This is a genomic window from Lacisediminimonas profundi, from assembly GCF_008831265.1.
Taxonomy (GTDB): Bacteria; Pseudomonadota; Gammaproteobacteria; order Burkholderiales; family Burkholderiaceae_D; genus Lacisediminimonas; species Lacisediminimonas profundi.
Genome location: NZ_VTTH01000004.1, coordinates 1 through 23,283 on the forward strand (window position 1 = coordinate 1; position 23,283 = coordinate 23,283).

20 protein-coding genes are annotated in these 23,283 nt (G+C 59.0%); 4 read left to right on the forward strand and 16 right to left on the reverse strand.

The window, feature by feature from the left end:
* Positions 1–1,068 precede the first annotated feature (1,068 nt).
* The 7 genes from FVE66_RS12325 to FVE66_RS12355 all read right to left on the reverse strand — a co-directional run bounded on the left by FVE66_RS12325 (position 1,069) and on the right by FVE66_RS12355 (position 9,159).
* The gene (locus tag FVE66_RS12325) at positions 1,069–2,040 is read right to left on the reverse strand and encodes a branched-chain amino acid ABC transporter permease (protein ID WP_151447758.1); all 972 of its coding nucleotides are present in this window, start codon (positions 2,038–2,040) and stop codon (positions 1,069–1,071) included.
* Positions 2,041–2,052: 12 nt separating this feature from the next.
* Entirely contained in the window at positions 2,053–2,937 is an 885-nt protein-coding gene (locus tag FVE66_RS12330) for a branched-chain amino acid ABC transporter permease (protein WP_151447759.1), read from the reverse strand.
* 90 nt (positions 2,938–3,027) lie between these two features.
* A complete protein-coding gene (locus FVE66_RS12335) occupies positions 3,028–4,236 on the reverse strand; it encodes an ABC transporter substrate-binding protein (protein ID WP_151447760.1) in 1,209 nt (402 codons plus the stop codon).
* A gap of 40 nt (positions 4,237–4,276) precedes the next feature.
* Complete coding sequence (locus FVE66_RS12340; RefSeq protein WP_151448145.1) at positions 4,277–4,984, reverse strand: ABC transporter ATP-binding protein; 708 nt, start codon at positions 4,982–4,984, stop codon at positions 4,277–4,279.
* Positions 4,985–5,034: 50 nt separating this feature from the next.
* Complete coding sequence (locus FVE66_RS12345) at positions 5,035–5,805, reverse strand: ABC transporter ATP-binding protein (RefSeq protein WP_151447761.1); 771 nt, start codon at positions 5,803–5,805, stop codon at positions 5,035–5,037.
* 197 nt (positions 5,806–6,002) lie between these two features.
* A complete protein-coding gene (locus tag FVE66_RS12350; RefSeq protein WP_151447762.1) occupies positions 6,003–7,631 on the reverse strand; it encodes a GMC family oxidoreductase in 1,629 nt (542 codons plus the stop codon).
* 10 nt (positions 7,632–7,641) lie between these two features.
* A complete protein-coding gene (locus tag FVE66_RS12355) occupies positions 7,642–9,159 on the reverse strand; it encodes a CoA-acylating methylmalonate-semialdehyde dehydrogenase (protein ID WP_151447763.1) in 1,518 nt (505 codons plus the stop codon).
* Between the two features lie 111 nt (positions 9,160–9,270).
* Here FVE66_RS12355 and FVE66_RS12360 point away from each other — a divergent pair, with 111 nt between their 5' ends.
* From FVE66_RS12360 to FVE66_RS12370, 3 genes are all read left to right on the forward strand, one after another.
* A complete protein-coding gene (locus FVE66_RS12360; RefSeq protein WP_151447764.1) occupies positions 9,271–10,146 on the forward strand; it encodes a LysR family transcriptional regulator in 876 nt (291 codons plus the stop codon).
* Between the two features lie 268 nt (positions 10,147–10,414).
* Positions 10,415–11,179 (forward strand): 5'-methylthioadenosine/adenosylhomocysteine nucleosidase, encoded by a 765-nt coding sequence (locus FVE66_RS12365; protein ID WP_151447765.1) that lies wholly within the window; start codon positions 10,415–10,417, stop codon positions 11,177–11,179.
* Between the two features lie 400 nt (positions 11,180–11,579).
* Positions 11,580–12,779 (forward strand): MFS transporter, encoded by a 1,200-nt coding sequence (locus tag FVE66_RS12370; RefSeq protein ID WP_151447766.1) that lies wholly within the window; start codon positions 11,580–11,582, stop codon positions 12,777–12,779.
* Here the strand turns inward: FVE66_RS12370 and FVE66_RS12375 are convergent.
* Positions 12,776–13,738: a LysR family transcriptional regulator gene (locus FVE66_RS12375; RefSeq protein ID WP_151447767.1), complete on the reverse strand. Its 963-nt coding sequence runs from the start codon at positions 13,736–13,738 to the stop codon at positions 12,776–12,778. The two genes, FVE66_RS12370 and FVE66_RS12375, sit on opposite strands and share 4 nt — an antisense overlap.
* 121 nt (positions 13,739–13,859) lie before the next feature.
* Between FVE66_RS12375 and FVE66_RS12380 the strand changes: the two genes are divergently transcribed.
* Positions 13,860–14,177: a hypothetical protein gene (locus FVE66_RS12380; protein ID WP_151447768.1), complete on the forward strand. Its 318-nt coding sequence runs from the start codon at positions 13,860–13,862 to the stop codon at positions 14,175–14,177.
* A gap of 193 nt (positions 14,178–14,370) precedes the next feature.
* Here the strand turns inward: FVE66_RS12380 and FVE66_RS12385 are convergent, their stop codons facing one another.
* From FVE66_RS12385 to FVE66_RS12420, 8 genes are all read right to left on the reverse strand, one after another.
* Complete coding sequence (locus FVE66_RS12385; protein WP_151447769.1) at positions 14,371–15,624, reverse strand: MFS transporter; 1,254 nt, start codon at positions 15,622–15,624, stop codon at positions 14,371–14,373.
* A gap of 83 nt (positions 15,625–15,707) precedes the next feature.
* Complete coding sequence (locus FVE66_RS12390) at positions 15,708–16,829, reverse strand: NAD(P)/FAD-dependent oxidoreductase (protein WP_206668762.1); 1,122 nt, start codon at positions 16,827–16,829, stop codon at positions 15,708–15,710.
* 20 nt (positions 16,830–16,849) lie between these two features.
* The gene (locus FVE66_RS12395; RefSeq protein WP_151447770.1) at positions 16,850–17,743 is read right to left on the reverse strand and encodes a pseudouridine synthase; all 894 of its coding nucleotides are present in this window, start codon (positions 17,741–17,743) and stop codon (positions 16,850–16,852) included.
* A 28-nt stretch (positions 17,744–17,771) separates the two neighbouring features.
* Positions 17,772–18,878, reverse strand: a complete 1,107-nt coding sequence (locus FVE66_RS12400; protein ID WP_151447771.1) for an S-(hydroxymethyl)glutathione dehydrogenase/class III alcohol dehydrogenase — start codon at positions 18,876–18,878, stop codon at positions 17,772–17,774.
* 39 nt (positions 18,879–18,917) lie between these two features.
* Positions 18,918–19,154 (reverse strand): hypothetical protein, encoded by a 237-nt coding sequence (locus FVE66_RS12405; RefSeq protein WP_151447772.1) that lies wholly within the window; start codon positions 19,152–19,154, stop codon positions 18,918–18,920.
* Positions 19,155–19,266: 112 nt separating this feature from the next.
* Positions 19,267–21,192 (reverse strand): TRAP transporter large permease, encoded by a 1,926-nt coding sequence (locus tag FVE66_RS12410; RefSeq protein WP_151447773.1) that lies wholly within the window; start codon positions 21,190–21,192, stop codon positions 19,267–19,269.
* Positions 21,189–21,857 (reverse strand): TRAP transporter small permease subunit, encoded by a 669-nt coding sequence (locus tag FVE66_RS12415; protein WP_151447774.1) that lies wholly within the window; start codon positions 21,855–21,857, stop codon positions 21,189–21,191. Before FVE66_RS12415 ends, FVE66_RS12410 begins: the two co-directional genes overlap by 4 nt.
* Before the next feature lie 93 nt (positions 21,858–21,950).
* A complete protein-coding gene (locus tag FVE66_RS12420) occupies positions 21,951–23,096 on the reverse strand; it encodes a TRAP transporter substrate-binding protein (RefSeq protein WP_151447775.1) in 1,146 nt (381 codons plus the stop codon).
* Between the last annotated feature and the right edge of the window lie 187 nt (positions 23,097–23,283).

Sequence of the window (23,283 nt, forward strand, 5' to 3'; positions counted from 1 at the left end):
TGTGAAGCCGGGAGACACCCCGGCAGGTGTGTAACTTTCTTTTGGAAAAGAAAGTCACCAAAGAAACCAAAGTCAAAACCCACTTGGCCAACGCCCGCTTCGATCGCCAACCAGACTCGGATGTCTGGGCTAATCCAGTGCGGCGTTCGCGAGCGATGATCCCTCGGCTGTGTGCCGCTTACCTAATCAGCCAACCCCATGAAGTGTCTTATACCGATGCCCAGCGCACCGTTGACTCTTTATGGTTTTCGAAGCTTCAAACAAGCGACGGGGCTGTTCAAAGAAGGGCAAGGAAAGGCAAATGGCAGCAGAAAATTCCACGGATGCCGCGCCCCGCTGGCAACCCGACCTCGAGTGCCAATTAGCGGCTTCGAAAAACATTGAGAGTCAACGAGCGGTGGTGTGCGGTCGGCGGCATTGAAGCGGGTTGGCTGATCCCGGTCAGAGGCGAACGTGTGGCAGGACCTTCCTCGCGAACGTCGCACTGGTTCGGCCCAGACATGCGAGTCTGGTTGCCTATCGAAGCGGGCGTTGGCCAAGTGGGTGTTGAATTTGGTTTCTTTGGTGACTTTCTTTTCCAAAAGAAAGTTACACACCCGCCGGGGTGTCTCCCGGCTTCACAACCACAAACAACAAACCCAGCCACACGAACCGCAAGCCAAAGAGCCGCAACACCGCTCACCCACCGTTATAAGAAACGATCGACCATTGACCCTCTTCTGTCCGGCACAAAAAAAGATCCACGAGGCTATATCTGGTGGCGCTGCAAGTGATGATCAGGTCCGGGCCCCGACGGGGAGCCATCAACGCCGCCCCTGCTACGATATCGCTAACGATAGGGCAGAGTCAGTGATCCTTGCCCAGCCAAAGCAAGCCTGCAAACTGCGCAATTAGTTTCCAAAAAGAAATATTATAGCCCGACCAGATTGGCAGGAATCTGGCGCCGCCAGCCATTCTCCCTGGTAGCAACGCGATTCCCCGAATACCGCGCGCCCAACAAAAAACCCCGACCGCATTTGCGAATCGGGGTTTTCCCAGGCCCTTCCCTACCCTGCGAAATTCCGCCGCTCAGCTTGCCGCACGCCGCTTCCACCACGCCGCAAACTCGCCCACAATCCCGCGACGGAAAGCCAGAACGCAGATGATGAAGATCAGGCCGATCACCATCGTCACCGATTCGCCGATCGCATTGAACCATTCAATGTTGGTCGCCTTCGCCAAGAACGCGCCGACGTCGCCCAGCTTGTTTTCCAGGGCAATGACCACCACGGCGCCAACGATCGGCCCCACCAGCGTTCCCATGCCTCCAACCAGCGTCATCAGCACTACCAGCCCGCTCATGGTCCAGTGCACGTCTGTCAGCGTCTCGAAGCCCAACACCAGCGTCTTGGTGGCTCCTGCAAGGCCTGAGAGGGCCGCAGACAGCACGAACGCCAGCAGCTTGTACCTGTCGACGTCGTAACCAAGCGAGATGGCACGCGGCTCGTTCTCCTTGATCGCCTTGAGCACCTGCCCGAACGGGGAATGGATGGTCCGGACGATCAGTGCGAAGCCGACAACCGCTATGAACAACACGAAGTAATAGAGCGTCAGGTCGCTGGAGAGGTCAATGAAGCCCAGCAGCTTGCCGCGCGGAATGCCCTGCATGCCGTCTTCGCCGCCGGTAGCCTTGACCTCCAGGCAAACGAAAAACAGCATCTGCGCCAGCGCCAGCGTGATCATCGTGAAGTAGATCCCCTGGCGCCGAATGGCCAGCAAGCCCATGCCCAAGCCGATCACCGCCGCCGCAGCGGTGCCGATCAGCAGTCCCAGTTCGGTCGGCAAGCCCCAGGTCTTGATCGCGTAACCGGCAAAGTAACCGGCGCCCCCGAAGAATGCCGCATGACCGAATGACAACAGCCCGGTATAGCCGATCAGCAGGTTGAACGCGCAAGCGAACAGCGCGAAGCACAGCAGCTTCATCAGGAACACCGGATAGAAGAAGAACGGCAGTGCAGCCGCCGCCAGCAGCGAGATTACGTAAATCACATTCCTGTTCATCTGCCGCTCCGCCTATTTCTCTTTGCCGAACAAACCTGCAGGACGAACCAGCAGGACGATTGCCATGATGATGAACACCACCGTGGCCGACAGCTCCGGATAGAACACCCGGGTGAAGCCTTCCACGATGCCCAGCATCAGGCCGGTCACGATCGATCCCATGATGGAACCCATGCCACCGATCACGACTACGGCGAACACGGTGATGATCAGGTTCGAACCCATCAGCGGCGACACCTGGATCACCGGCGCCGCCAGCACGCCGGCAAATGCCGCCAGCGCGACACCAAAGCCATAGGTGAGCGTGACCATCAAGGGGACGTTGATGCCGAAAGCCTCGACCAGTTTCGGGTTCTCGGTACCTGCGCGCAGGTAGGCGCCAAGCTTGGTTTTCTCGATCACGAACCAGGTCGCCAGGCACACAGCGATCGATGCGAACACGATCCAGGCGCGATAGTTCGGCAGGATCATGAAGCCGAGATTGGTCGCACCCGCAAGCTGTTCGGGTACCGAGTACGGCTGGCCTGAAACGCCGTAGACGGAACGGAACACACCTTCAAGCAGCAAGGTGATGCCGAATGTCAGCAACAGGCCATACAGGTGATCCAGCTTGTACAGCCAGCGCAGCATGGTGCGCTCGACGATGATGCCGAACAGGCCAACCACCAGTGGCGCAAGAATCAGCATGACCCAGTAGTTGATGTTGAAATAGGTCAGCCCCATCCAGGCAAGGAAAGCCCCCATCATGTAGAGGGCACCGTGGGAGAAGTTGATCACATTGAGCAAGCCGAAGATCACCGCCAGCCCCAGCGACAGCATCGCGTAGAACGAGCCGTTCACCAGGCCCAGCAGCAGCTGGCTCATCATCGCCTGCAGCGGAACGCCAAATATTTCCATGTCGCGCTATATAAAAAATCGTCCGGCGGACCGGACGGGTGGATCAGATTGAATTACGGCGCGCCCGGGGGCGCGCCGCCACTGCCTTGCTTATTTCCAGGCCGCGCACTTGCTATCGGACTTGGTGGTGAAAGCCTGTTCGCCCGGAATGGTCTGCACCACTTTCAGGTAGTCCCACGGATACTTGGAATCCTTGGGCGACTTCACCTGCATCAGGTACATGTCGTGCACCATGCGGCCATCGGCGCGTACATAGGCATTCTTGGCGTACATGTCGTTGACCTTCGACGACTTCATCTTGGCCATGACCTTGTCGGCATCGTCGGTGCCGGCATCCTTGACGGCCTTCAGGTAGAAGCTGGCGGCCGAGTAGTCGGCTGCCTGCAGGCTGGACGGCTCCTTCTTCATTTTTTCGAAGAAGCGCTTGGACCATTTACGGGTATCTTCGTTGGCATCCCAGTACCAGCTGTCGGTCAGGTACATGCCTTCGGTCAGCTTCAGACCCAGGGAATGAATGTCGTTGATGAACATCAGCAGCCCGGCGAGCTTCATCGTCTTCGTGATGCCGAATTCGTTGGCTGCCTTGATGCTGTTGATGGTGTCGCCACCGGCATTCGCCAAGCCAAGGATCTGGGCCTTGGAGGCCTGTGCCTGCAGCAGGAAGGACGAGAAGTCGGAAGCGGACAGCGGATGGCGTACCGTGCCGACCACTGTGCCGCCGTTGGCTTTCACGACGGATCCCGTATCCGCTTCCAGCGAATGCCCGAATGCGTAGTCGGCTGTCAGGAAATACCAGCTCTTCCCGCCCTGCTTCACTACCGCGCCGCCGGTACCCTTGGCCAGCGCCACCGTGTCATAGGCATAGTGGACGGTGTAAGGTGAGCATTCCTCGTTGGTCAGGCGGGCAGATGCCGCGCCGACGGCAATGAATGGCTTTTTCTTCTCCGCTGCAACCTTGGCCATCGCCAGGTTGGTGCCCGAGTTGGTGCCACCGATCAGCATGTCCACGCCTTCGCGGTCAAACCATTCACGGGCCTTGCTGGCTGCGATGTCGGCCTTGTTCTGGTGATCAGCATAGACCAACTCGATCTTCTTGCCATTGACTTTGCCGCCCGCATCAGCGATCGCCATGCGGACCGCTTCGACGCCGCCCGGGCCGTCAATATCAGCGTACAGGCCCGACATGTCGGTAATGATGCCGATCTTGATGACATCCCCCGATACCTGAGCTGAAGCCGGTGCGCCGAATCCGAATACTGCGGCGCCGGTCATTGCCAGCGCGAGTGCTTTCAATTTCATTTCCATCTCCTTTGTTGTTTTGGATCTTTATGCGATCCGGTCAAACGCCCAGCAGTTCATTCAGAACGGACATCTTTGCCTGCAATTCGGATGAAGCAAAGCTCTCGACAATCTGTCCATGCTCCACCACGAAAAACTTGTCGGCCAGCGGTGCTGCAAACCGGAAATTCTGTTCCACCATCACGATCGTGTATCCCTTCGCCTTGAGCGAAAGGATCATGCGGGCCAAGGCCTGCACGATCACGGGAGCCAGGCCTTCGGAGATTTCGTCCAGCAACAGCAGGCGGGCGCCGGTGCGCAGGATCCGCGCCACCGCCAGCATCTGCTGTTCGCCGCCAGACAGCCGGGTTCCCTGGCTGGATCTGCGCTCGGCGAGGTTCGGGAACATCTCGTAGATCTCTGCGATCGACATTCCCTTGTCGGTTTTCGACACGTGCGGCGGCAGCATCAGGTTTTCTTCGGCAGACAGCGATGAAAAGATGCCGCGCTCTTCCGGGCAATAACCAACGCCGAGATGCGCAATCCGGTGCGTCGGCATGTCAATCGCCTCTACGCCATTGATCTTGATCGATCCCTTGCGGGTGCCGGTCAGTCCCATGATGGCCCGCAGGGTGGTGGTCCGTCCGGCGCCATTTCGGCCGAGCAGCGTGACCACTTCACCCTTGTTCACCGAAAAGTTGACATCGTGCAGGATGTGGGACTCGCCGTACCAGGCGTGCAGGTTCGATATTTCCAGCGCTTTTTCCATCGTCTTCTCTTCATGCCGGGCCGGACTATCCGCTTCCCGTATACCGTCCATCAGTGCGCACCCTCGAGTTCGCCGGACGTGGTTCCCATATACGCTTCCATCACCTGCGCATTGCCTGATACCTCCTGGTAGGAGCCCTCGGCCAGTACCGCGCCGCGCTGCAGGACCGTGATCTTGTCGCAGATGCCGGCGACGACATTCATGTTGTGCTCGACCATCAGGATGGTGCGGCCCGCAGACACTTTCTTGATCAGCTCGGTGACGCGGTGCACATCCTCGTGGCCCATGCCCTGCGTCGGCTCGTCGAGCAGCATCAGCTCCGGCTCCATCGCCAGCGTGGTGGCAATCTCGAGCGCGCGCTTGCGGCCGTAGGGAAGGTCGACGGTCGTGGTATCGGCAAATCCGGCCAGATCCACTTCGCCCAGCAGTTCCATCGCACGGTCGTTGAGCTGGTTCAGGGTGCGCTCGCTCCGCCAGAAATGGAAGGACGTACCGAGCCCGCGCTGCAGGCCTACGCGTACATTCTCCATCACCGTCAGATGAGGAAACACCGCCGAAATCTGGAACGACCGGATGATCCCCTGGCGCGCGATCTGTGCCGGCGCAGCAGCCGTGATATCGCGGCCATTGAACAGGATGATCCCGGTAGTGGGCACCAGGAATTTGGTAAGAAGGTTGAAGCAAGTGGTCTTGCCGGCGCCGTTTGGCCCGATCAAGGCGTGGATGTGACCACGCTGCACCTGCAGGTTTACGTCATTCACCGCGGTGAAACCCTTGAACACCTTGGTGAGATTGCGCGTTTCAAGAATGACGTCAGCCATCTTGTCTCCAGTTGCTTATAGCTTGTTTTTTTACTTGGTCTCGCATCGTACACAGCGCCAATCTGGCATGGCAATACGGTGTAACTACCGTAGCTACCGAATGTTAACCATTGCTATGTGTCAATTCGCCTATTGCGCATCATACATGCGCTTCAGCTCGTTCCAAGAATATCAAAAGCGAAAAGCAATGCTGGAGTTCAGGGCCTGCGGCTTCTACGTATCTGCGCTGCCACTTTTTCCGCAATCATGATGGTCGGCGAATTGCAGTTGCCCGACGTAATGAAGGGCATCACGGAAGCGTCGACCACACGCAAGCCGGACACACCCCTGACCCGCAACTCGCTGTCAACGACTGCCTGCGTATCATCCGCGCGCCCCATCCTGCAGGTGCCCACAGGATGAAAGATGGTGGTGCCGATATCGCCAGCGGCCTTGGCCAGTTCCTCATCGGTCTGGATCTGCGGACCGGGCTTGAACTCTTCCGGCGCATATTTCTGCAAGGCCGGTGCAGCAGCGATGCGGCGCGTGAGCCTGAGCGAGTCGGCGGCCACCTTCCGGTCTTCTTCCGTGCTCAGGTAATTTGGCGTGATCCTGGGCGCGTCGAACGGGTTGCTGCTGGCAATGCGCACGTGTCCGCGCGCGGTCGGCCGCAGGTTGCACACGCTCGCGGTAAACGCCGGGAAATCATGCAATGGCTCGCCGAACCGCTCCAGCGACAGCGGCTGCACGTGATACTGGATGTTCGGGGTCGGCTGGGAGGGGTCGGAGCGTGTAAAGGCGCCCAGCTGGGAAGGCGCCATCGCCATCGGACCGCTGCGCTTGATTGCATATTCCAGCCCGATCCGCATCTTGCCGTGCCAGCTGTTGGCCAGCATGTTGAGCGTCTTCACGCCGCGCACCTTGAACGCCATCCGGATCTGTAAATGATCCTGCAGGTTCTCGCCGACGCCGGGCGCATCGACCACTGGCTCGATACCGTTTTTCTGGAGCAAGGATGCCGGGCCTATCCCCGACAACTGCAGGATCTGCGGTGAGCCGATTGCACCCGCGCACAACAGCGTCTCGTGCGCCGCCTCGGCAAACCATTCCTGTCCGTTGCCGGTGAATTCCACGCCGACGCAACGTTGCCCTTCAGCTGAGGCTGCAAATCGTAGCTTCTTGACGTGGCATCCGGTCATGATTTCGAGATTGCCGCGCCGGATCGACGTGCGCAGAAAAGCCTTGGCGGTATTCCAGCGTATCCCCTTCTTCTGGTTCACCTCGAAATAGCCGCAACCTTCGTTGTCACCGCGATTGAAATCGTCGGTCGGTGGAATGCCGACCTCACCGGCTGCCTGGCGGAAAGCGTCGAGGATGTCCCAGCGCAAGCGCTGGCGCTCGACTCTCCATTCCCCGCCGGCGCCATGAAATTCATTGTCGCCGCCGTGGTGATCCTCGGTCTGCCTGAATAGCGGCAGCACATTTTCCCAGCGCCAGCTCGGGTCGCCGGTCAGTTCTGCCCAGCGGTCGTAATCCGGCTGCTGGCCACGCATGTAGATCATGCCGTTGATGGACGAACATCCACCCAGCACCTTGCCGCGCGGGTAGATCAGGCTGCGTCCATTGAGGCCGGGATCCGGTTCGGTCCGGTACATCCAGTCGGTGCGTGGATTGTCGATGCAGTACAGGTAGCCAACCGGAATATGAATCCACGCATAGTCGTCCTTGCGTCCCGCCTCGATCAACAGCACCGATGCATTGCGTTCCTGCGACAGGCGATTGGCCAGCAAGCATCCGGCCGTGCCGGCACCAACGATGATGTAGTCGTACTTCCCGGCGTTTTCCACGGACCCGCCCTTATTTCGCAACCGGCATTGTGAACTCGGCGCCTTTATCTATCGTTTCAGGCCAACGCTGCATGATTGACTTGTAGCGGGTATAGAAGCGGATCCCTTCTTCGCCATAGATGTGCATGTCGCCAAACAACGAACGCTTCCACCCGCCGAAGGAATGCCAAGCCATCGGCACCGGAATCGGCACGTTCACGCCGACCATGCCGACTTCGATACGGCGCGAAAACTCCCGGGCAGTATTGCCATCCGAAGTGAACAGCGACACGCCATTGCCAAATTCATGGGCATTGATCAGATTGATCGCAGTGCCGAGGTCGGGAACGCGCACCACGCACAGCACCGGCCCGAATATCTCTTCCTGGTAAATCTTCATTTCCGGCGTCACATGGTCGAACAGCGTGCCACCAAGGTAGAAACCGCCCTCGTGTCCAGCCACCCGCAAGCCGCGCCCATCGACCAGAAGCCTGGCGCCGGCGCGCTCGCCTTCTTCGATGTAGCCCTCGATCTTTGCTTTGTGCACGGCCGTGACCACCGGACCCATCTCCGCTTCATTGTCCATGCCATTGCGCACCTTCAGCGCTTTTACCCGCGGTATCAGCGCTTCGACCAGCTTGTCGGCCACATTGCCCACCGCAACCGCAACTGAAATCGACATGCAACGCTCGCCGGCCGAACCATAGGCGGCACCAATCAAGGCATCGACCGCTTGCTCAAGGTTGGCATCCGGCATTACAACCAGGTGATTTTTTGCGCCTCCCAGTGCCTGCACCCGCAACGGATAAGCACCCTTGCGGCGTGTGCCTTCGGTATAGATGTATTCGGCAATCGGTGTCGATCCGACGAAGGAGACGGCTTTCACGTCCGGATGGTGGAGCAAGGTATCAACTGCCAGCTTGTCTCCCTGCACGACATTGAATACGCCATCGGGCAAGCCAGCTTTCTTGAACAGCTCGGCCATCATGATCGACGGCGAGGGGTCGCGCTCGGAAGGCTTCAGAATGAAGGTGTTGCCAGTGGCAATGGCAACCGGAGCCATCCACAACGGCACCATCACCGGGAAATTGAAAGGTGTGATGCCGGCCGTGACACCCAGCGGCTGGCGTAATTGCCAGTTATCGATGCCACCACCGATATTGTCGGTGAACTGTGTCTTCAGCAACTGCGGCACACCGCAGGCAAATTCGACGATCTCCAGGCCACGCACTACTTCGCCCTTGGCATCGGAAAAGACCTTTCCGTGCTCGCGTGTGATCGCCGCCGCCAGGCTGTCGTGGTTTTGCTCCAGCAATTCCTTGAATTTACTGACGATGCGGGCGCGCTTGAGCGGCGCTGTATCGGCCCATGCCGGTGCGGCAGCCTTTGCCGAAGCGACCGCTGCATTCACGTCCTCGACGCTGGCCAGCCCGACCTGCGCACTGACTTCGCCGGTGGCGGGATTGAAAACATCCTGCTGGCGCCCGCTGGTCGAGGGAACGATGCGTCCCTGGATGAAGTGGTCGATACGTCCGGTCGTCGCGCTCATAAGCTTTCCTTTGGTCAGATAGGGATTTTCTCGAAGCTTATCGCTATAACGCTCCAATAATCCAATGAGTTATCATCAAGCTTGATATAAGTAACGCTTATGGAGATACGTGTGGACTTTACCCAGTTGCGTGCCTTTATCACGGTCGCCCAGGAAGGCAACCTGACGCGGGCTGCAGAAAAACTCCATCTGACCCAACCCGCGGTCAGCCTGCAGATCAAGTCCTTGCAGCGGTCGCTCGACCTGCAGCTATTTACCCGCACGCCGTCCGGCATGGCGCTTTCCACTGATGGCGCACGGCTGTTACCACTGGCAGAAAGAGTGCTGGCAAGCATCGCCGACTTGCGACAAGCAGCCGCAGCCATGCATTCCACGGTGACTGGCAATCTTGCGATCGGCACCATACTCGACCCAGAATTCACGCGACTCGGTGCGGTCCTGAAACTGCTGGTCGAATCATTTCCCCAACTATCGACTGAGTTGTTGCACGGCATGTCCGGCTGGGTCCTGCAGCAAATCCGGGCCGGCCGGCTCGACGTTGGTTATTACCTTGGTGTGCCAGGCAAGGAATTCCACTGCCAGACCCTGACTTCGTTCACGTACAACGTAGTCGCGCCCCGCGGCTGGCGGTCGCGGGTCATCGGTCGCGACTGGCCCGAACTGGCTCGCCTGCCATGGGTGTGGACGCCGCCCGAATCCGCGCACAACCGGATGCTCAGCAAGGTGTTTTCCCAATACAAGGCGACGCCGAACAAGGTCGCGCTGGTGGACCAGGAACCGTCAATGCTGGACCTGGTGAAATCAGGCGTCGGTTTATGCCTGGTCCGGGAGTCGACCGCGCTGAAAGAGGCACATCTGCATGGACTGGTGATCGCCGATCAGGTCAGTTTATTGACAGAATTAACATTTATCTGCCTTGCGCGCCGCAAGAACGAACCGGCAATCGCCGCCATTTTTTCGCTTCTGAAAACGGTCTGGGGTAACTGAGGGACCCTTTACCCCTGTGCACAAGCCTTGGGATAGCCTGCATCCAGACTGTGTACAACGCAGGGAAAACATCTGTCGTCCAATTTTGTTCCCGAACTCTCCTTCTTGATTACAGTACTTTCAAGACCGGTTATCTGCACTGCAAGTCCTTGAATTTCTGGCGGTATACTGACTTATCCACAGAAATGCAAGGCCGTTAACCTTATTACTATTCTTATATAAAGCTTTTTAGTACAAAGCACCCTTTCACTCACCATCAAGCAGCAACATGCAAAAAAAGCAACGTCGCATCGGCATCATCAGCGCGCTTCAACAGGAACAGGCAGGTGTGGTTCAGCACCTGGAGCAAGCGGTCACAGCATCCCGTGGCATGCGGGACTATGTCGCTGGCAATTTATGGGGCCAGGAAGTCGTGTGCGTTCTGTCGCGATTGGGAAAGGTGGCCGCCGCGGCCACTACAGCGACCCTGATCGAACGTTTCAATGTCACCGAGATCCTGTTCACCGGCGTGGCTGGCGGCGCTGGCGACGAAGTCCGGATCGGTGACCTCGTCATTGCCGAACATCTGATCCAGCACGACATGGACAGCCGGCCACTGTTTCCGCGCTTCGAGATCCCGCTGACCAGTCTTGATCGTTTTGCAACCGACCAGGAATTGACGGAAAGGCTGGATCGCGCCTGTACGAGTTTCCTTGAAAAGGACCTGGCTTCTGCGCTCACCGAAGACGATCGGGCGACGTTCCGTTTGCATGCGCCACGGGTTCACCGCGGCCTGATCGCCAGCGGCGACGAATTCATCCACCACCCCGAACGCCTTGGCCAGCTGCGCACGCTGTTGCCTGATTTGCTTGCTGTCGAAATGGAGGGCGCCGCAGTTGCGCAGGTCTGTTTCGAATTCGGCATCCCGTTTTCTGTCGTCAGGACAATTTCCGATGACGCCAATGCCGATTCAGCGGTCGACTTCCTGCGTTTCATCGACAAAGTGGCATCGCAATATGCCTTCCATCTGATTCGCCGTTTTTGCGAAGGCTAAAAAAATAAAAAAGGCCGGTTTGGGTTAACTGTATTAATGATTGAGATTAGTAGTGATAGATAAGGGAAGCAGCTTTCTGTGGACAAGCCCATATTCCTGTATGAAATCAAGCTCATGGAGAACGCATAAGGGCTGGCAGAACCCTTGTATCCGGCACCGGTGAAATCTGGACAAGAAATTCCCGCCCGTTTCTATTCTTCTTATCCTCAAACTATCCCTTGTTTTTCCACTGGTTTATCCACAAGCTGAAGCCTGGATGGTTCACGTTCTTTCTCTAAATTCTGTTAATCTCCAGCATCAGTTCCCGATCTGCTCCCATGCTCCCCAAGAACACCAACAAAGAAATCCAGCACGACTTGTGTGAAGTCGCCCCCGCCTGGCGCCTCGTGCTTTGCTGAACATGGCTGCTCCCGGGAACCGCTCCCTGTCCGCGCTCATCTGCGCGCTGGGGATTGCCCAAGTGATTTCCTGGGGCAGTTTTTATTATTCGATAGCAGTGCTGGGCGAAAGCATGCAGCGGGACCTGGGTATTTCATCCTCCGTCCTGTTCGGCGCATTCACTTTCAGCTTGCTGATGTCCGGGCTTGCAGCACCGACAGTCGGGCGCTTGATCGATGAGCGTGGCGGACGGCGGATACTGAGCGCAGGCTCGATCATTGGTTGCCTTGCATTACTGTTGCTGGCCAGTGCGCAAGGGCCGGTTACGCTGCTGATCGGTTCGGCTGCTTCGGGTATCGCCATGTCGGTCTGCCTGTACGAGGCCGTTTTCATCACCCTCAACCAGGTTACCGGCGCGCGTTATCGGACTTCGGTGACGGCAGTGACACTGTTTGGCGGATTTGCGAGCACGGCTTTCTGGCCGCTTTCGCAGCTGTTGCTGGAGCTGGTCGGCTGGAGATGGACTTTACTGATCTACGCTGGCCTGCAATTCGCAGTGTGCTTGCCGCTGCATGCGCTGGTGCTGCCTGCGCACCAGCAGGCACCGGCACCGGCGGCCGGCGCCATCGAGGGCGCGAGTGATGTTGTTCCCGCCCGCGGCAGCCGCTACAACTATCTCGCGATTGCCTTTGCGATAGGTTCGTTCGTGTTGTCAGCGCTGTCTGTGCATATCATCGCTCTGTTCAGGCAAGCGGGTCTGAGTGCCGGCGAAGCAGTTCTGGTTGCGACCCTGATCGGGCCAATGCAGGTGCTGGTGCGTGTGCTCGAGTTCGTATTGGCGCGCAATGTCGGTCCGGTTGGAATCGGTGCGGCATCTTTCCTGCTGATGGTAATGGCGACAGTCGCGCTCTACTTTGTCGACGGCTATTCGGCGCTGGCCTTCATTGCCGCCGGCCTGTACGGATTCAGCAACGGCATCATGACGATCATCCGCGGCACAGTGCCAGCCGTATTGTTCGGACGCGAGGGCTATGGCGTCCTGCTGGGACGCCTTGCAAGACCGGCTTTCGCCGCCCGGGCGCTGGCGCCGTTCGGATTCTCGGCGATCCTTACCCTGGGCCTGATGCATGGCGACGCAATCCTGCTTCTCACTGCCTGCAGCCTGGTGGCAGGACTAGCCTACTTTCGAGCGGCGCTGGTGCGGACCACAAAGCCGGCCTAGGAATCCGGACGGCCGAATTCAATTTCGGCCGCCATTACCCCGCTCTTCATTTCCATCATCTGCCGCCTTAGCCACTGGTGTGCCGGATTGCGGGTATCCCGTTCATGCCATAGCATATCCACATGTACGGAAGGCAGTTCGAGCGGCAGTTCTTTCGCAACCAGGTCCCCGATCATGCCAGTGGCGGCAATCAGGTGGCGCGGCAGCACGGTGATCAGGTCGGAATGGGCGACTATCCGGCCTGCGGTGAAAAACTGGTTGACGGTCAGGACGATTTTTCTTTCGAGGCCGATTTGCGCCAGAAGGTCGTCGATTACTGCATACGCCCTCCCCGAGAAACTGACCAGTAGGTGTTTTGCCTTGCAGTAGGAATCCAGTGTCAGTTCGCCGCGCGCCAAGGGATGATCTTTGCGCATCACGCACAGGTAGTGACCGGAATACACACGTTCGTGACGGATGGTGTTGTCGGCTCCACTGGCCAGTTGCGCAACCACGCCGGGGAAAAATCCTATCGCCAGGTCTATTTCGCCGCGTACCAGCATCGGACGTGGTTCACGGGTGGTCAGTGGTGTCATCCTGATTTTTATCCCTGCGCCCTGTTGTTCGATTGCCCTGACCAGGCCAGGCAGGCCGAGCGCTGCGGTCGCGTCCGCCATCGCCAGTCGAAAAGTGGCATGGGCGCTACGAATGTCGAAAACATTCGGTTCGACAGCGTCCTCCAGGGCGGACAAGGCCTTCCTCACTGTCGGCCACAAGGTTTCTGCATGTGGCGTCGGCTTCACTCCATGAGCTGTACGAATCAACAGGTCGTCTCCCAGCGCATCCCGAAGGCGCCGCAGCGCGTTTGATACGGCTGGCTGTGTCATGGCCAGCCGTTCGGCCGCCCGTGTCAGGTTCTGCTCGATCATGATCGCGTCAAAAACCCGAAGGAGGTTGAGGTCCAGCGTCAGGAAACTCATGGCAGGCAACTATCTCTGGATGATATTCATGGGCGGCATAGCTGATATGACGCCTGTCAATTGGATTTATATCTTATCCCTTCATATACTGCGATGCAACATGGAATGAACGGAGGAAGAAATGGGTTTTCTGACATTGGGTTTTCCCTTTGAGGCAATGTTGCCGATGACAAACAGCATGATCGGTTCTGCTGCAACTGCGGTACGGCCTCTGATCGGGTTTGGCATATTCGCCACGTTGCTCGTGCTGTTCCGGCCCTTGCTGACCGGACTGGTCCGTGCTGGCCTGCTGCTGCTTGCGCCCCGCAAAACCTTGGAAGAGCGTCGCTCGCGTGCACGGATGGATGACATGATCGCTATCAATCGATTTGCGCGCAGCGTGGAAAACCAGCATCCGGGGCTGGCATCGGAACTGCGCGCCATGGCTATGCGTGACTAAGAAAGCCGAATTTTCCGGTTAGGAAAAGTACTTATTTATTAATAGTCATACTGGTTATTTTGGCAACGTATATATTGACGTTGCGTCAGATGTTTTCACGGATGTCTCCTCCTCCCCTAACGGGAAGGTTAAGGTCCCAGCTGGTAATACCCAGCGGGGCCATTTTTTTGTCCCCGCCAATCCTCAATCTGGTCTAGCTTCCGGCAACCCGGAGCTTGCTTTCAAGGTCGGCTTGCTTGGCCTTGCGCAGGCTGAAGTTCCATGCGATGGCAAACAGGCCGATGGCAAAGCCGGCGATGACCGGACCCGTTCCAAGCCCGGCGATGAGCCAGGCGGCGAGCGCCACGCCCAGGGATTGACCCAGGAAGAAGCAGGATGCGAAGCTGCTCACCGCAGCGCCCCGGCGCTCAGCCGCCATTTGGGTCGCATTGATCTGCAGGGTGTTATGAAACATGTAGAAGCCCAGTCCGGCGACGAAGCAGCCAGGCACGGCCCAGATCCATGACGGTGCCAGCCCGATCGACAGCAGCGCGGCGCAAACCAGTCCACCACCCCAGCGTATCAGTCCAATTTCTCCGAGTCGGCGCACCAGGCTTGCCGAGAACATAGCGAACAATATCCCGCCCAGGCCAAACAGCATGACCAGCGCGCCCGCCGTGGTCAGCGACACACCGAAGTTCTGGTGCAGGTGTGAGGTAATGAAAGCAAACGCCCCATACAGGAACATCCCTTCCAGGAACACCGTCGCCAGCACGACTTTTACCCAGCGCTTGCCGAGTACCTCGCCGAATTCCGACACCATCCGCGCGATCACCCGGCCTTCGCTTTTCCGGACGACGCGCGCATGATCCGGCAGCCGACGGTCAAGCGAAAACAGGATTGCGCTGATCACCGCGAACAGGCCGGCAATCCCGACGAAAGGCGGGCGCCATCCGAAATGGTCGGCAGCCAATCCGCCCAGAAGTACTCCGCACGACACGCCCAGGATCTGGCCGATCAGGAAGCGCGCCAGAACCGGTTGCCGTTGCTCGTACGGTATGACATCGCCGATCCAGGCCATCGACAGCGGAATCACGGCAGCTGCGGTCGCGCCTGCCAGCAGCCGCGCGGCGATCAGCAAGGGAAATGTCGGCGCCATCGCGCACAACAGCGCGGTAACGACGCCGGCCGCGCATGCCATCGCAATCACCAGGTATTTCCCGAAACGGTCCCCAAGTGGACCGAACAGAAGCTGCGCGAGACCGTAGGCAATCGAGAACGAGGTGATGGTGTACGACGCTGTGCCAAGGGAGAGCTGGAAGTCGGAAGCGAGGCGGGGCAACAACGAGTCGGTCAGCCGCATTGAACTGCCGCTGGCAAAGGCCGCCAGCGAAAGGCAGATGATCGCAGTGCGAATGGTGCGTGCCGAATCAGGATCGGCGGGTGGCTTGGGCGGGGCGGAGCTCATGAACGATGCTTGCTGGAATAACCATCATTCTAGCGCTTTGCCGCACTCGCCATCGGACGGCGGGCGGCGGTCACAAAGGAGCATCACCCTTCGAGCAGCAAGCGGGCCGTCTGCGTAGCGATCAGGGGACTCAATGCCACACCCATCCCGTTGCATCCGAATCCCGCTACCACGCGCTGCCCCGAGCGCTCCACCAGAGGCTGCTTGTTCGCCGTAAATCCCATGATGCCAGCCCAGCGGGAGGCGATGCGATACGGCCGCCCCGGCAGGATAGTGTCTGCCAGCATCCGCTCCAGCGCATCCTGTACCTTCGCCGACACTGCCATTTCCGTAGTGGCCTCGGCCGTGAAATCCAGATTGCGCCCGCCACCCAGCAACACCCGCTCGCCGACGTTGCGGAAATAGTAGTAACCCTGTTCGATGTGGAAGCAACCACGAAACGGCAGTCCGGGCAGCGGATCAGTCACGAGCACCTGCCCTCGTCCCGGCACGACAGGCAAGGATGGCAAGAGAGAGGGTATCAGCGCATTGGTGCATACAGCGACCCGCTGCGCGCGCATGCAAGTGCCGCCAGCCAGCCAGACGTCCACCCCGCTGGCGCCCTCCTCAAGGCCTACCACCTCTGCCCCGTTGATGATCTCGATATCGTTTTGCACAGCTGTCCGCCGCAGGGCCTGCATAGCCTTTCCGGAGTGCAGCTGCCCCTCCAGCGGATTGCTGACCATGGCCAGCACATCAGGTCCGAATCCAGCTGTTGCGAAAGCGGATTCGTTCAGCGCAAAAACCGCTTTGCCAACCAGTGGGTGCAGCAAGCGGTTGGCTTCATCGAGCCGTTCCAATGCCGGTTGTTCGGCAGCGCGTATCAGTTCATGGCCGCCCATGCTTTCGTATTCCATGGCCTCATCGCCGATCAGCTTCCGAAGCAGGGAAATGCCGCGCCAGCGTTGATCGATCAGGTCCAGCGCGGCTGACGCGCCGATTGAATCAATATCGGCCAGGATTTCAGTCAGGCTGCCGAAGCACGCGAAACCAGCGTTGCGGGTGGAGGCGCCAGCCGGCAGCATGCCGCGCTCTAGCACGAGTATCCGTTGTCCCGGCAGGTGCGTGCGCAATGAGAGCGCAGTCTGCAGTCCAACCAGGCCTGCGCCGACGACGATGCAGTGCGCGCTCGCCATCGCGTCCTGTTCCCAATAACTGAATTGCATGCCTGGACTCGAAGATGGGTTCATAGCGTACGCGCACTTTCGAAGCAATGCCGGACGCCGCTGACCGGATCAATGAAGGACAGCGACCGCGCCAGCAGTTTCAATGGCTTCTCGTAGTTTTCCGCACCGACCGGATGCACCACCGGGTACAGCAAGTCGTTCAGGATTGGCATGTCCAGCCCGAGCATGTGCAGCCGCAACTGGTGCGTCTTTCCGGTCGAGGGGCGCAAGCGATAGCGCCAGCAGGACAATCCTTTTTCGAGAACCTCGATTTCCGTATGTGAATTAGGCTCGCCGCCGGATTCCTTCATCATGAAAAAGCGTTCGCCGGGGATGATCCGGCTGCGGCGGGTCAGCGGGAACGACAGGTCCGGCCGACCCGGTGCGAGCGCCTCATACACCTTGTCGACAGTGCGTTCCCGAAACAGCGCCTGATAGCGGCCCCGCGTCTCGGGATTGAGCGAAAACGCGACCACACCGGCGGTTTCACGGTCGAGCCGGTGGATCGGAACCAAGGCATCGCAGCCGGTCTTCAGTTTCAGGCGGACCAGCAAGGTTTCGTGCAGAAAGCGGCCGGATGGCGTAACGGGAAGAAAATGCGGCTTGTCTGCGACCAGCAGATGCTCGTCCTGATACAGGATGAATTCGTCGAAAGGAATCGGCGGCTCGTGCGCGATCTCGCGGTAATAGAAGACCTGCATGCCGGCGCAATAACCGGCATCAGGAAGCAGCATCGACCCGCGGGCATCGCGCACATCGCCGGCTTGCATGCGCCGCTGCCATTGACTGGCATCTACCGCCGGAAAACGCTCCGTCAGGAAATTCAGCAAGTCAGGCCAGGGACCCTGCGGCAACCAGATATAGCTTGGCGCGACCCCCTCCCTGACAGGCAGCGGCACAGGGATCGCTGTCATGCTGCCGGGCCCCGATCATCCAGCATCGTCAATAGATCACCACCGAGCGGATCGATTCGCCGCGATGCATCAGGTCGAATCCTTCGTTGATGCGCTCCAGTGGCATCGTGTGGGTAATCAGGTCGTCGATGTTGAGCTTGCCCTCCATGTACCAGTCGACGATCTTCGGTACGTCGGTGCGTCCGCGTGCGCCGCCGAACGCGCTGCCCTTCCATTCCCGCCCGGTCACCAGCTGGAACGGCCGGGTGGAAATTTCCTGGCCGGAAGCGGCCACCCCGATGATCACGGACTGGCCCCACCCCTTGTGGCAGCACTCAAGCGCCTGGCGCATCGTGGTGGTGTTGCCGATGCATTCAAAGCTGTAGTCTGCGCCGCCATCGGTCAGCTGGATGATGTCATCCACCACGTCCTTCGACTTGCGCGGATTGACGAAGTGGGTCATGCCGAATTTACGCGCCATCTGTTCCCGCGCGGGATTGATGTCGACCCCGATGATCTTGTCAGCGCCGACCATGCGCGCCGCCTGGATCACGTTCAATCCGATTCCGCCCAGTCCGAACACCACGACATTGGCGCCGGCCTCGACCTTGGCCGTGAAGATCACCGCGCCCACGCCGGTAGTGACGCCGCAGCCGATATAGCAGACCTTGTCGAACGGCGCGTCAGGGCGGATTTTTGCCACCGCGATTTCAGGCACCACGATGTAATTGGAAAACGTCGACGTGCCCATGTAATGGAACAGCGGCCGGCCATCCAGCGAGAACCGGCTGCTGCCGTCCGGCATCAGGCCGCGCCCCTGGGTGGAGCGGATCGCCTGGCACAGATTGGTCTTGCGGGACAGGCAGAATTTGCACTCGCGGCATTCCGGCGTGTACAGCGGAATCACGTGATCGTCCTTCTTCAGGGATTTCACGCCTGGCCCGACGTCCACCACGATTCCCGCGCCTTCATGGCCAAGTATTGCCGGGAAGATGCCCTCCGGATCGGCGCCGGATAGCGTGTACTGGTCGGTGTGGCAGATGCCGGTGGCCTTTATCTCGATCAGGACCTCGCCGGCGCGCGGGCCTTCCAGGTCGACTTCGGCTATCGACAGCGGTGCACCCGCTTTCCAGGCAATTGCCGCTCTTGTTTTCATCGGGCTTTCCTATTTTTGAGGGTTGGCTCGTGAAGCAGCTTACAGCCGCCGCTTCTTCCATTTGTAATCGGATCCCGTTTCCGCGACACCGGGCAAGCCGACCGAGTCGGGGTGCTCGCTGCACATCGTGATGAAGGAGACGGGGTCGCCCTGGCGCTGGCGCATTCGCAAGGCTTCCATGAAGTTTAACGCCTGTTTCATGTCCCCGGTTGCGAAGCCCTGCGAGCGCGGGCCGGCAAGCTCGCCCTTGCCCTCTGTCCAGTAGACCACATACATGCCAATTTCCTCCTTCTGTTCGATGGCGCAAGGCGATGATTGTTTCCCGTCAGGCCGTAAAAAAAAAAAGCGGCGGGTCACCCCGCCGCTTTTGTCGCCATCAAGCCGAACTCTAGTTACCGTACAGGTAGGTCGGCAGCCACAAGGTCATTCCCGGCCAGATATACATCAGCACCATGCAGAGGATGACGATCAGCATGTACGGCATCATGCCGGCGAAGATCTGGTTGATCGTCACGTGCTTCGGCGCGACTCCCTTCAGGTAGAAGGCCGACATTGCCACCGGCGGGGACAGGAATGCCGCCTGCAGGTTGACGAACACCAGCGTGCCCCAGAGTATCGGGTCGATCTCGAAGTGCTTCAGCAGCGGCAGGAAGATCGGCACGAAGATCACGAGAATCTCGGTCCACTCCAGCGGCCAGCCCAGCACGAAAATGATCGCCTGCGACAGCAGCATGAACTGCAGCGGCGACAGGTTCAGTGCCAGCACCCACTTTTCCACCAGCGCCTGCCCGCCGAGGATTGCAAACACCGCGGAAAAGATCGCCGAGCCGACGAACAGCCAGCACACCATTGCCGTCGTCTTCGCAGTCAGGAAGGTCGCTTGCTTCATCTTGGCGAAGCTGAAGGTGCGCGCTTGCCATGCAAGAAGGAACGCGCCCGCCGCACCGATCGCCGCTGACTCGGTTGCTGTCGTGATACCGAACAGGATCACCGCCAGCACCAGGATGGTAAGAATTCCGAGCGGAAGCGTGGACGAGATCAGCAGCTTGAGCAACTGGAACAGCTCGCCTTCCATGATCCAGTAGTAGTACAACACCAGCAATAGCGTCGCTGCGACGGCGACTGCGAACCAGGTGTAGAACGCCGGTGCAGGCCCTGCTTCCGCCGGGGTGGCGCTCTGCTGCGTCTCGGCGCCTCCGCCCATCTCTTGCGGCGCCTGCGCTGCTCCGGATGGGGTTTCGGCTTTCGGCTCCTCGACGGATCCCAGTTCTGCAGGCTTGTCGCTGCCAGGCGGCTCAGCCAGGTCGGACGAGCCGAGCTCGGCGGGCTGCTCCTGGGCGAGCGCAGCGGCGTTGCCCTGTTCCTGCGGCGCGGCTGCCTTCGCAGTGACGGTCGCCACGGGTGCTGGCTGGTCAGGCGCCGGATGGATCACCACGTACCACCATACGCCCCACAGGGTAACGCCGGCCATCATCAGCGGCACCAGCGCGGACCCGAGGTTTTTCAACAGCATGCCGTAGGTGACCTTGACGCCACCCGCGTCGATGGCGAGGGCGCGCGCCGGCGAGACCGCCGCCGCGAGCAGCGCGGGAAGGACCTTGCGCGAGTAGCGGCTTTGCAGTTCGGCAGTCCAGGGCTCGACTGGTATCCGGGTCTGCTCCTCGGGCAGCTTTGGCGCAATCTTCGGATTGATCATGGCCCAGCCGATGATGTACACCAGGTACAGGAAAGCCAGGAAAAAGCCAGGGAACATCGCAGCCGCATACAGCTTGACCACCGATTGGCCGGCCACCGCAGCGTAGACAATGATCATTACCGAAGGCGGGATCAGGATGCCCAGCGTGCCGCCGGCAGTGATCACTCCAGCAGCAAGACGGGTGTCATAACCGGCCTTGAGCATCGGGTTGAACGCGATCACGCCCATCAGCACGACGACCGCGCCGACCAAGCCGCTGGCAATGCCCCAGAAGGTGCAGACGATCAGCGATGCCACGGCAAGCGATGCAGGAACCCGCCGGAAGGCCAGCTGGAAGCTGTAGAACATCTTGTCGACCAACGCGCCACGCTCCATCACGTAGCCCATCAGTACGAACAGCGGAATCGAGATCAGCGTGTCATTGGTCATCGCACCATAGGCGCGCTGGACCATCAGGTCGAAGATCCTGTTGTCGATCCAGTGTTGCGACGGATCGTAGAAAGCGTAAAAGCCGAATGCAGTGCCGAGACCCATCAAGGTAAAGGCGGTAGGGAATCCCATCAGGATCACCACCACGATCAGGGCCAGCATGGTGAGGCCGAGTGCCGGATCGCTCATAGTTTCGCTCCGTCACCCATGCCGCGCTGCTTGGCGGCTTCCTCGATCTGGTGTGCGCCTTCGATCGCCAGCTTGCGATCTTCGTCGCTGACAAACTCGCTGTTTGCGAGCTGCTGCTCAATCACATCAATCTCCTCTGCGTCTTTCAGGCGTTCGGGCCACTCGCCTGTCTTCAGGCAAACGACACAGCGAACGATCTCGGCCACTCCCTGCAGCATCATCAATGCGCCGGCGATGGGAATGACAGTCTTGAAGTGGTACACCGGTGGGCCGTTGGCCGTGGTGTTCGAGTGTTCGAGGATTCGCCAGGAATCCCCCGCATACTGGTAGCCGGCGTAGACGAGCGCCAGGATACCGGGTATGAAAAATACGAAGTACAGGATCAGGTCCAGCGCGGCCTGGGTACGCGGCTTCATGTTGCTATAGAGGAAGTCGCCGCGCACGTGACCGTTTTGCGCCAGCGTGTAGGCGCCGCACAGCATGAAGAAAGTGCCGTAGACGATATTGCTGAGGTCGAAGATCCATGCGGTCGGGGCGTTCAGCATGTAGCGCTTGAACACTTCCACGCAGATCACCAGCATCAGCAGCACGATCAGCCAGGAAATCGCCTTGCCGACCCAGGTGCTGACCTTGTCCACTTTGAACAGGAAAGACTGAACAGTCATTGTAAAACCTTGAGGAAACCTATAAACGCTAAAAAACAGGCACCATCCGGGAAGCCCCGATGGTGCCTGCAGGCTGGGTCAGTACACTATGCTTCAGGCTTTCTTCGCAGGAGCCTTCGTCTTGCCGAAGTAGTGGTTGTACGCCATGCGCCGGTTGGCGTTGGTGTCCATGTCCCAAGCGACGGCGCGTTCAGCGAACTTGCGTTGCGAGGCGAGGATCTCCTTGAAGACAGGGCTTTCGGCAGATTTCTTCTCCACGACCTGGTCATAGACATCCAACTGCTTCTGCAGCACCGAGTCAGGCGTCTTGTAGAACTTCACACCTTGCTTGGTGCGCATCTCGATGTAGTCCTTGGAGTAACGGTCCACTGCTTTCCAGGACATGTCGGCAGACGCCGCCTCGGCAGCGTTTTCGATGATTGCCTTCATCTTCGCCGGCAGCGCATCGAATTTGGTCTTGTTGAACATGATCTCGAACTGTTCCGCGTTCTGGTGGAAGCTTTGCAGCATGCACACCTTCGATACGTCCGGAAATCCAAGCATGCGGTCGGAACTGGCATTGTTGAATTCAGCCGCATCCAGCAGGCCGCGGTCCATTGCCGAGACGATCTCGCCGCCAGGAAGCGCATTCACTGCTGCGCCCATGCCCTGGAACACGTCAATGGAAATGCCCACCGTGCGGAACTTGACGCCCTTCAGATCCTCGGCCTTGGTGATCGGCTTCTTGAACCAGCCCAGCGGCTGGCTCGGCATCGGGCCGTACAGGAAGGACTGCACGTTTGCGCCGATCGACTGGTAAACCTTCTGCAGCAGCTCCTTGCCGCCGCCGTATTTGTGCCAGGCCAGCAGCATGTTGGCATCCATGCCGTATCCGGGGCCTGATCCCCACAGGGCGATCGCGTTGCTCTTGCCGTAGTGGTAAGCGAGCACACCGTGGCCGCCGTCCAGCGTGCCCTTCGACACGGCTTCGAGCAGGCCAAAGGCCGGTACGACAGCGCCGGCAGGCAGCACCTCGATCTTCAGCTCGCCGCCGGTCATGTCATTGACCTTCTTGGAGAAGTCCACTGCGTACTCGTGGAAAATGTCCTTGCTCGGCCAGGTGCTCTGGAAGCGCATCGTTGTGACCGACTGCGCGGTCGAAATCATCGGGAAGCTGAGTGCGGCCGCGGTTGCTGTACCAGCTGCAGCGCCACCAATGAAATTGCGGCGCGATGCCGTCGGCTTTACATCCTTTTTCATTTTTACGTCTCCTGAGTATTTTGATTCGAACGCTCTGATCGTCCGTTAACTTCATCCATTTCGCGTCAAGAAAAGGATGAGTCTGGCAAGAATTATCCCAAAGCTTCCAATAGTCAATAGCAGGGAATCGATTTGGGGCAGACTCAAAAAGCTTTCATCAATGCTGTAAGAACACTGTAAGAATCCA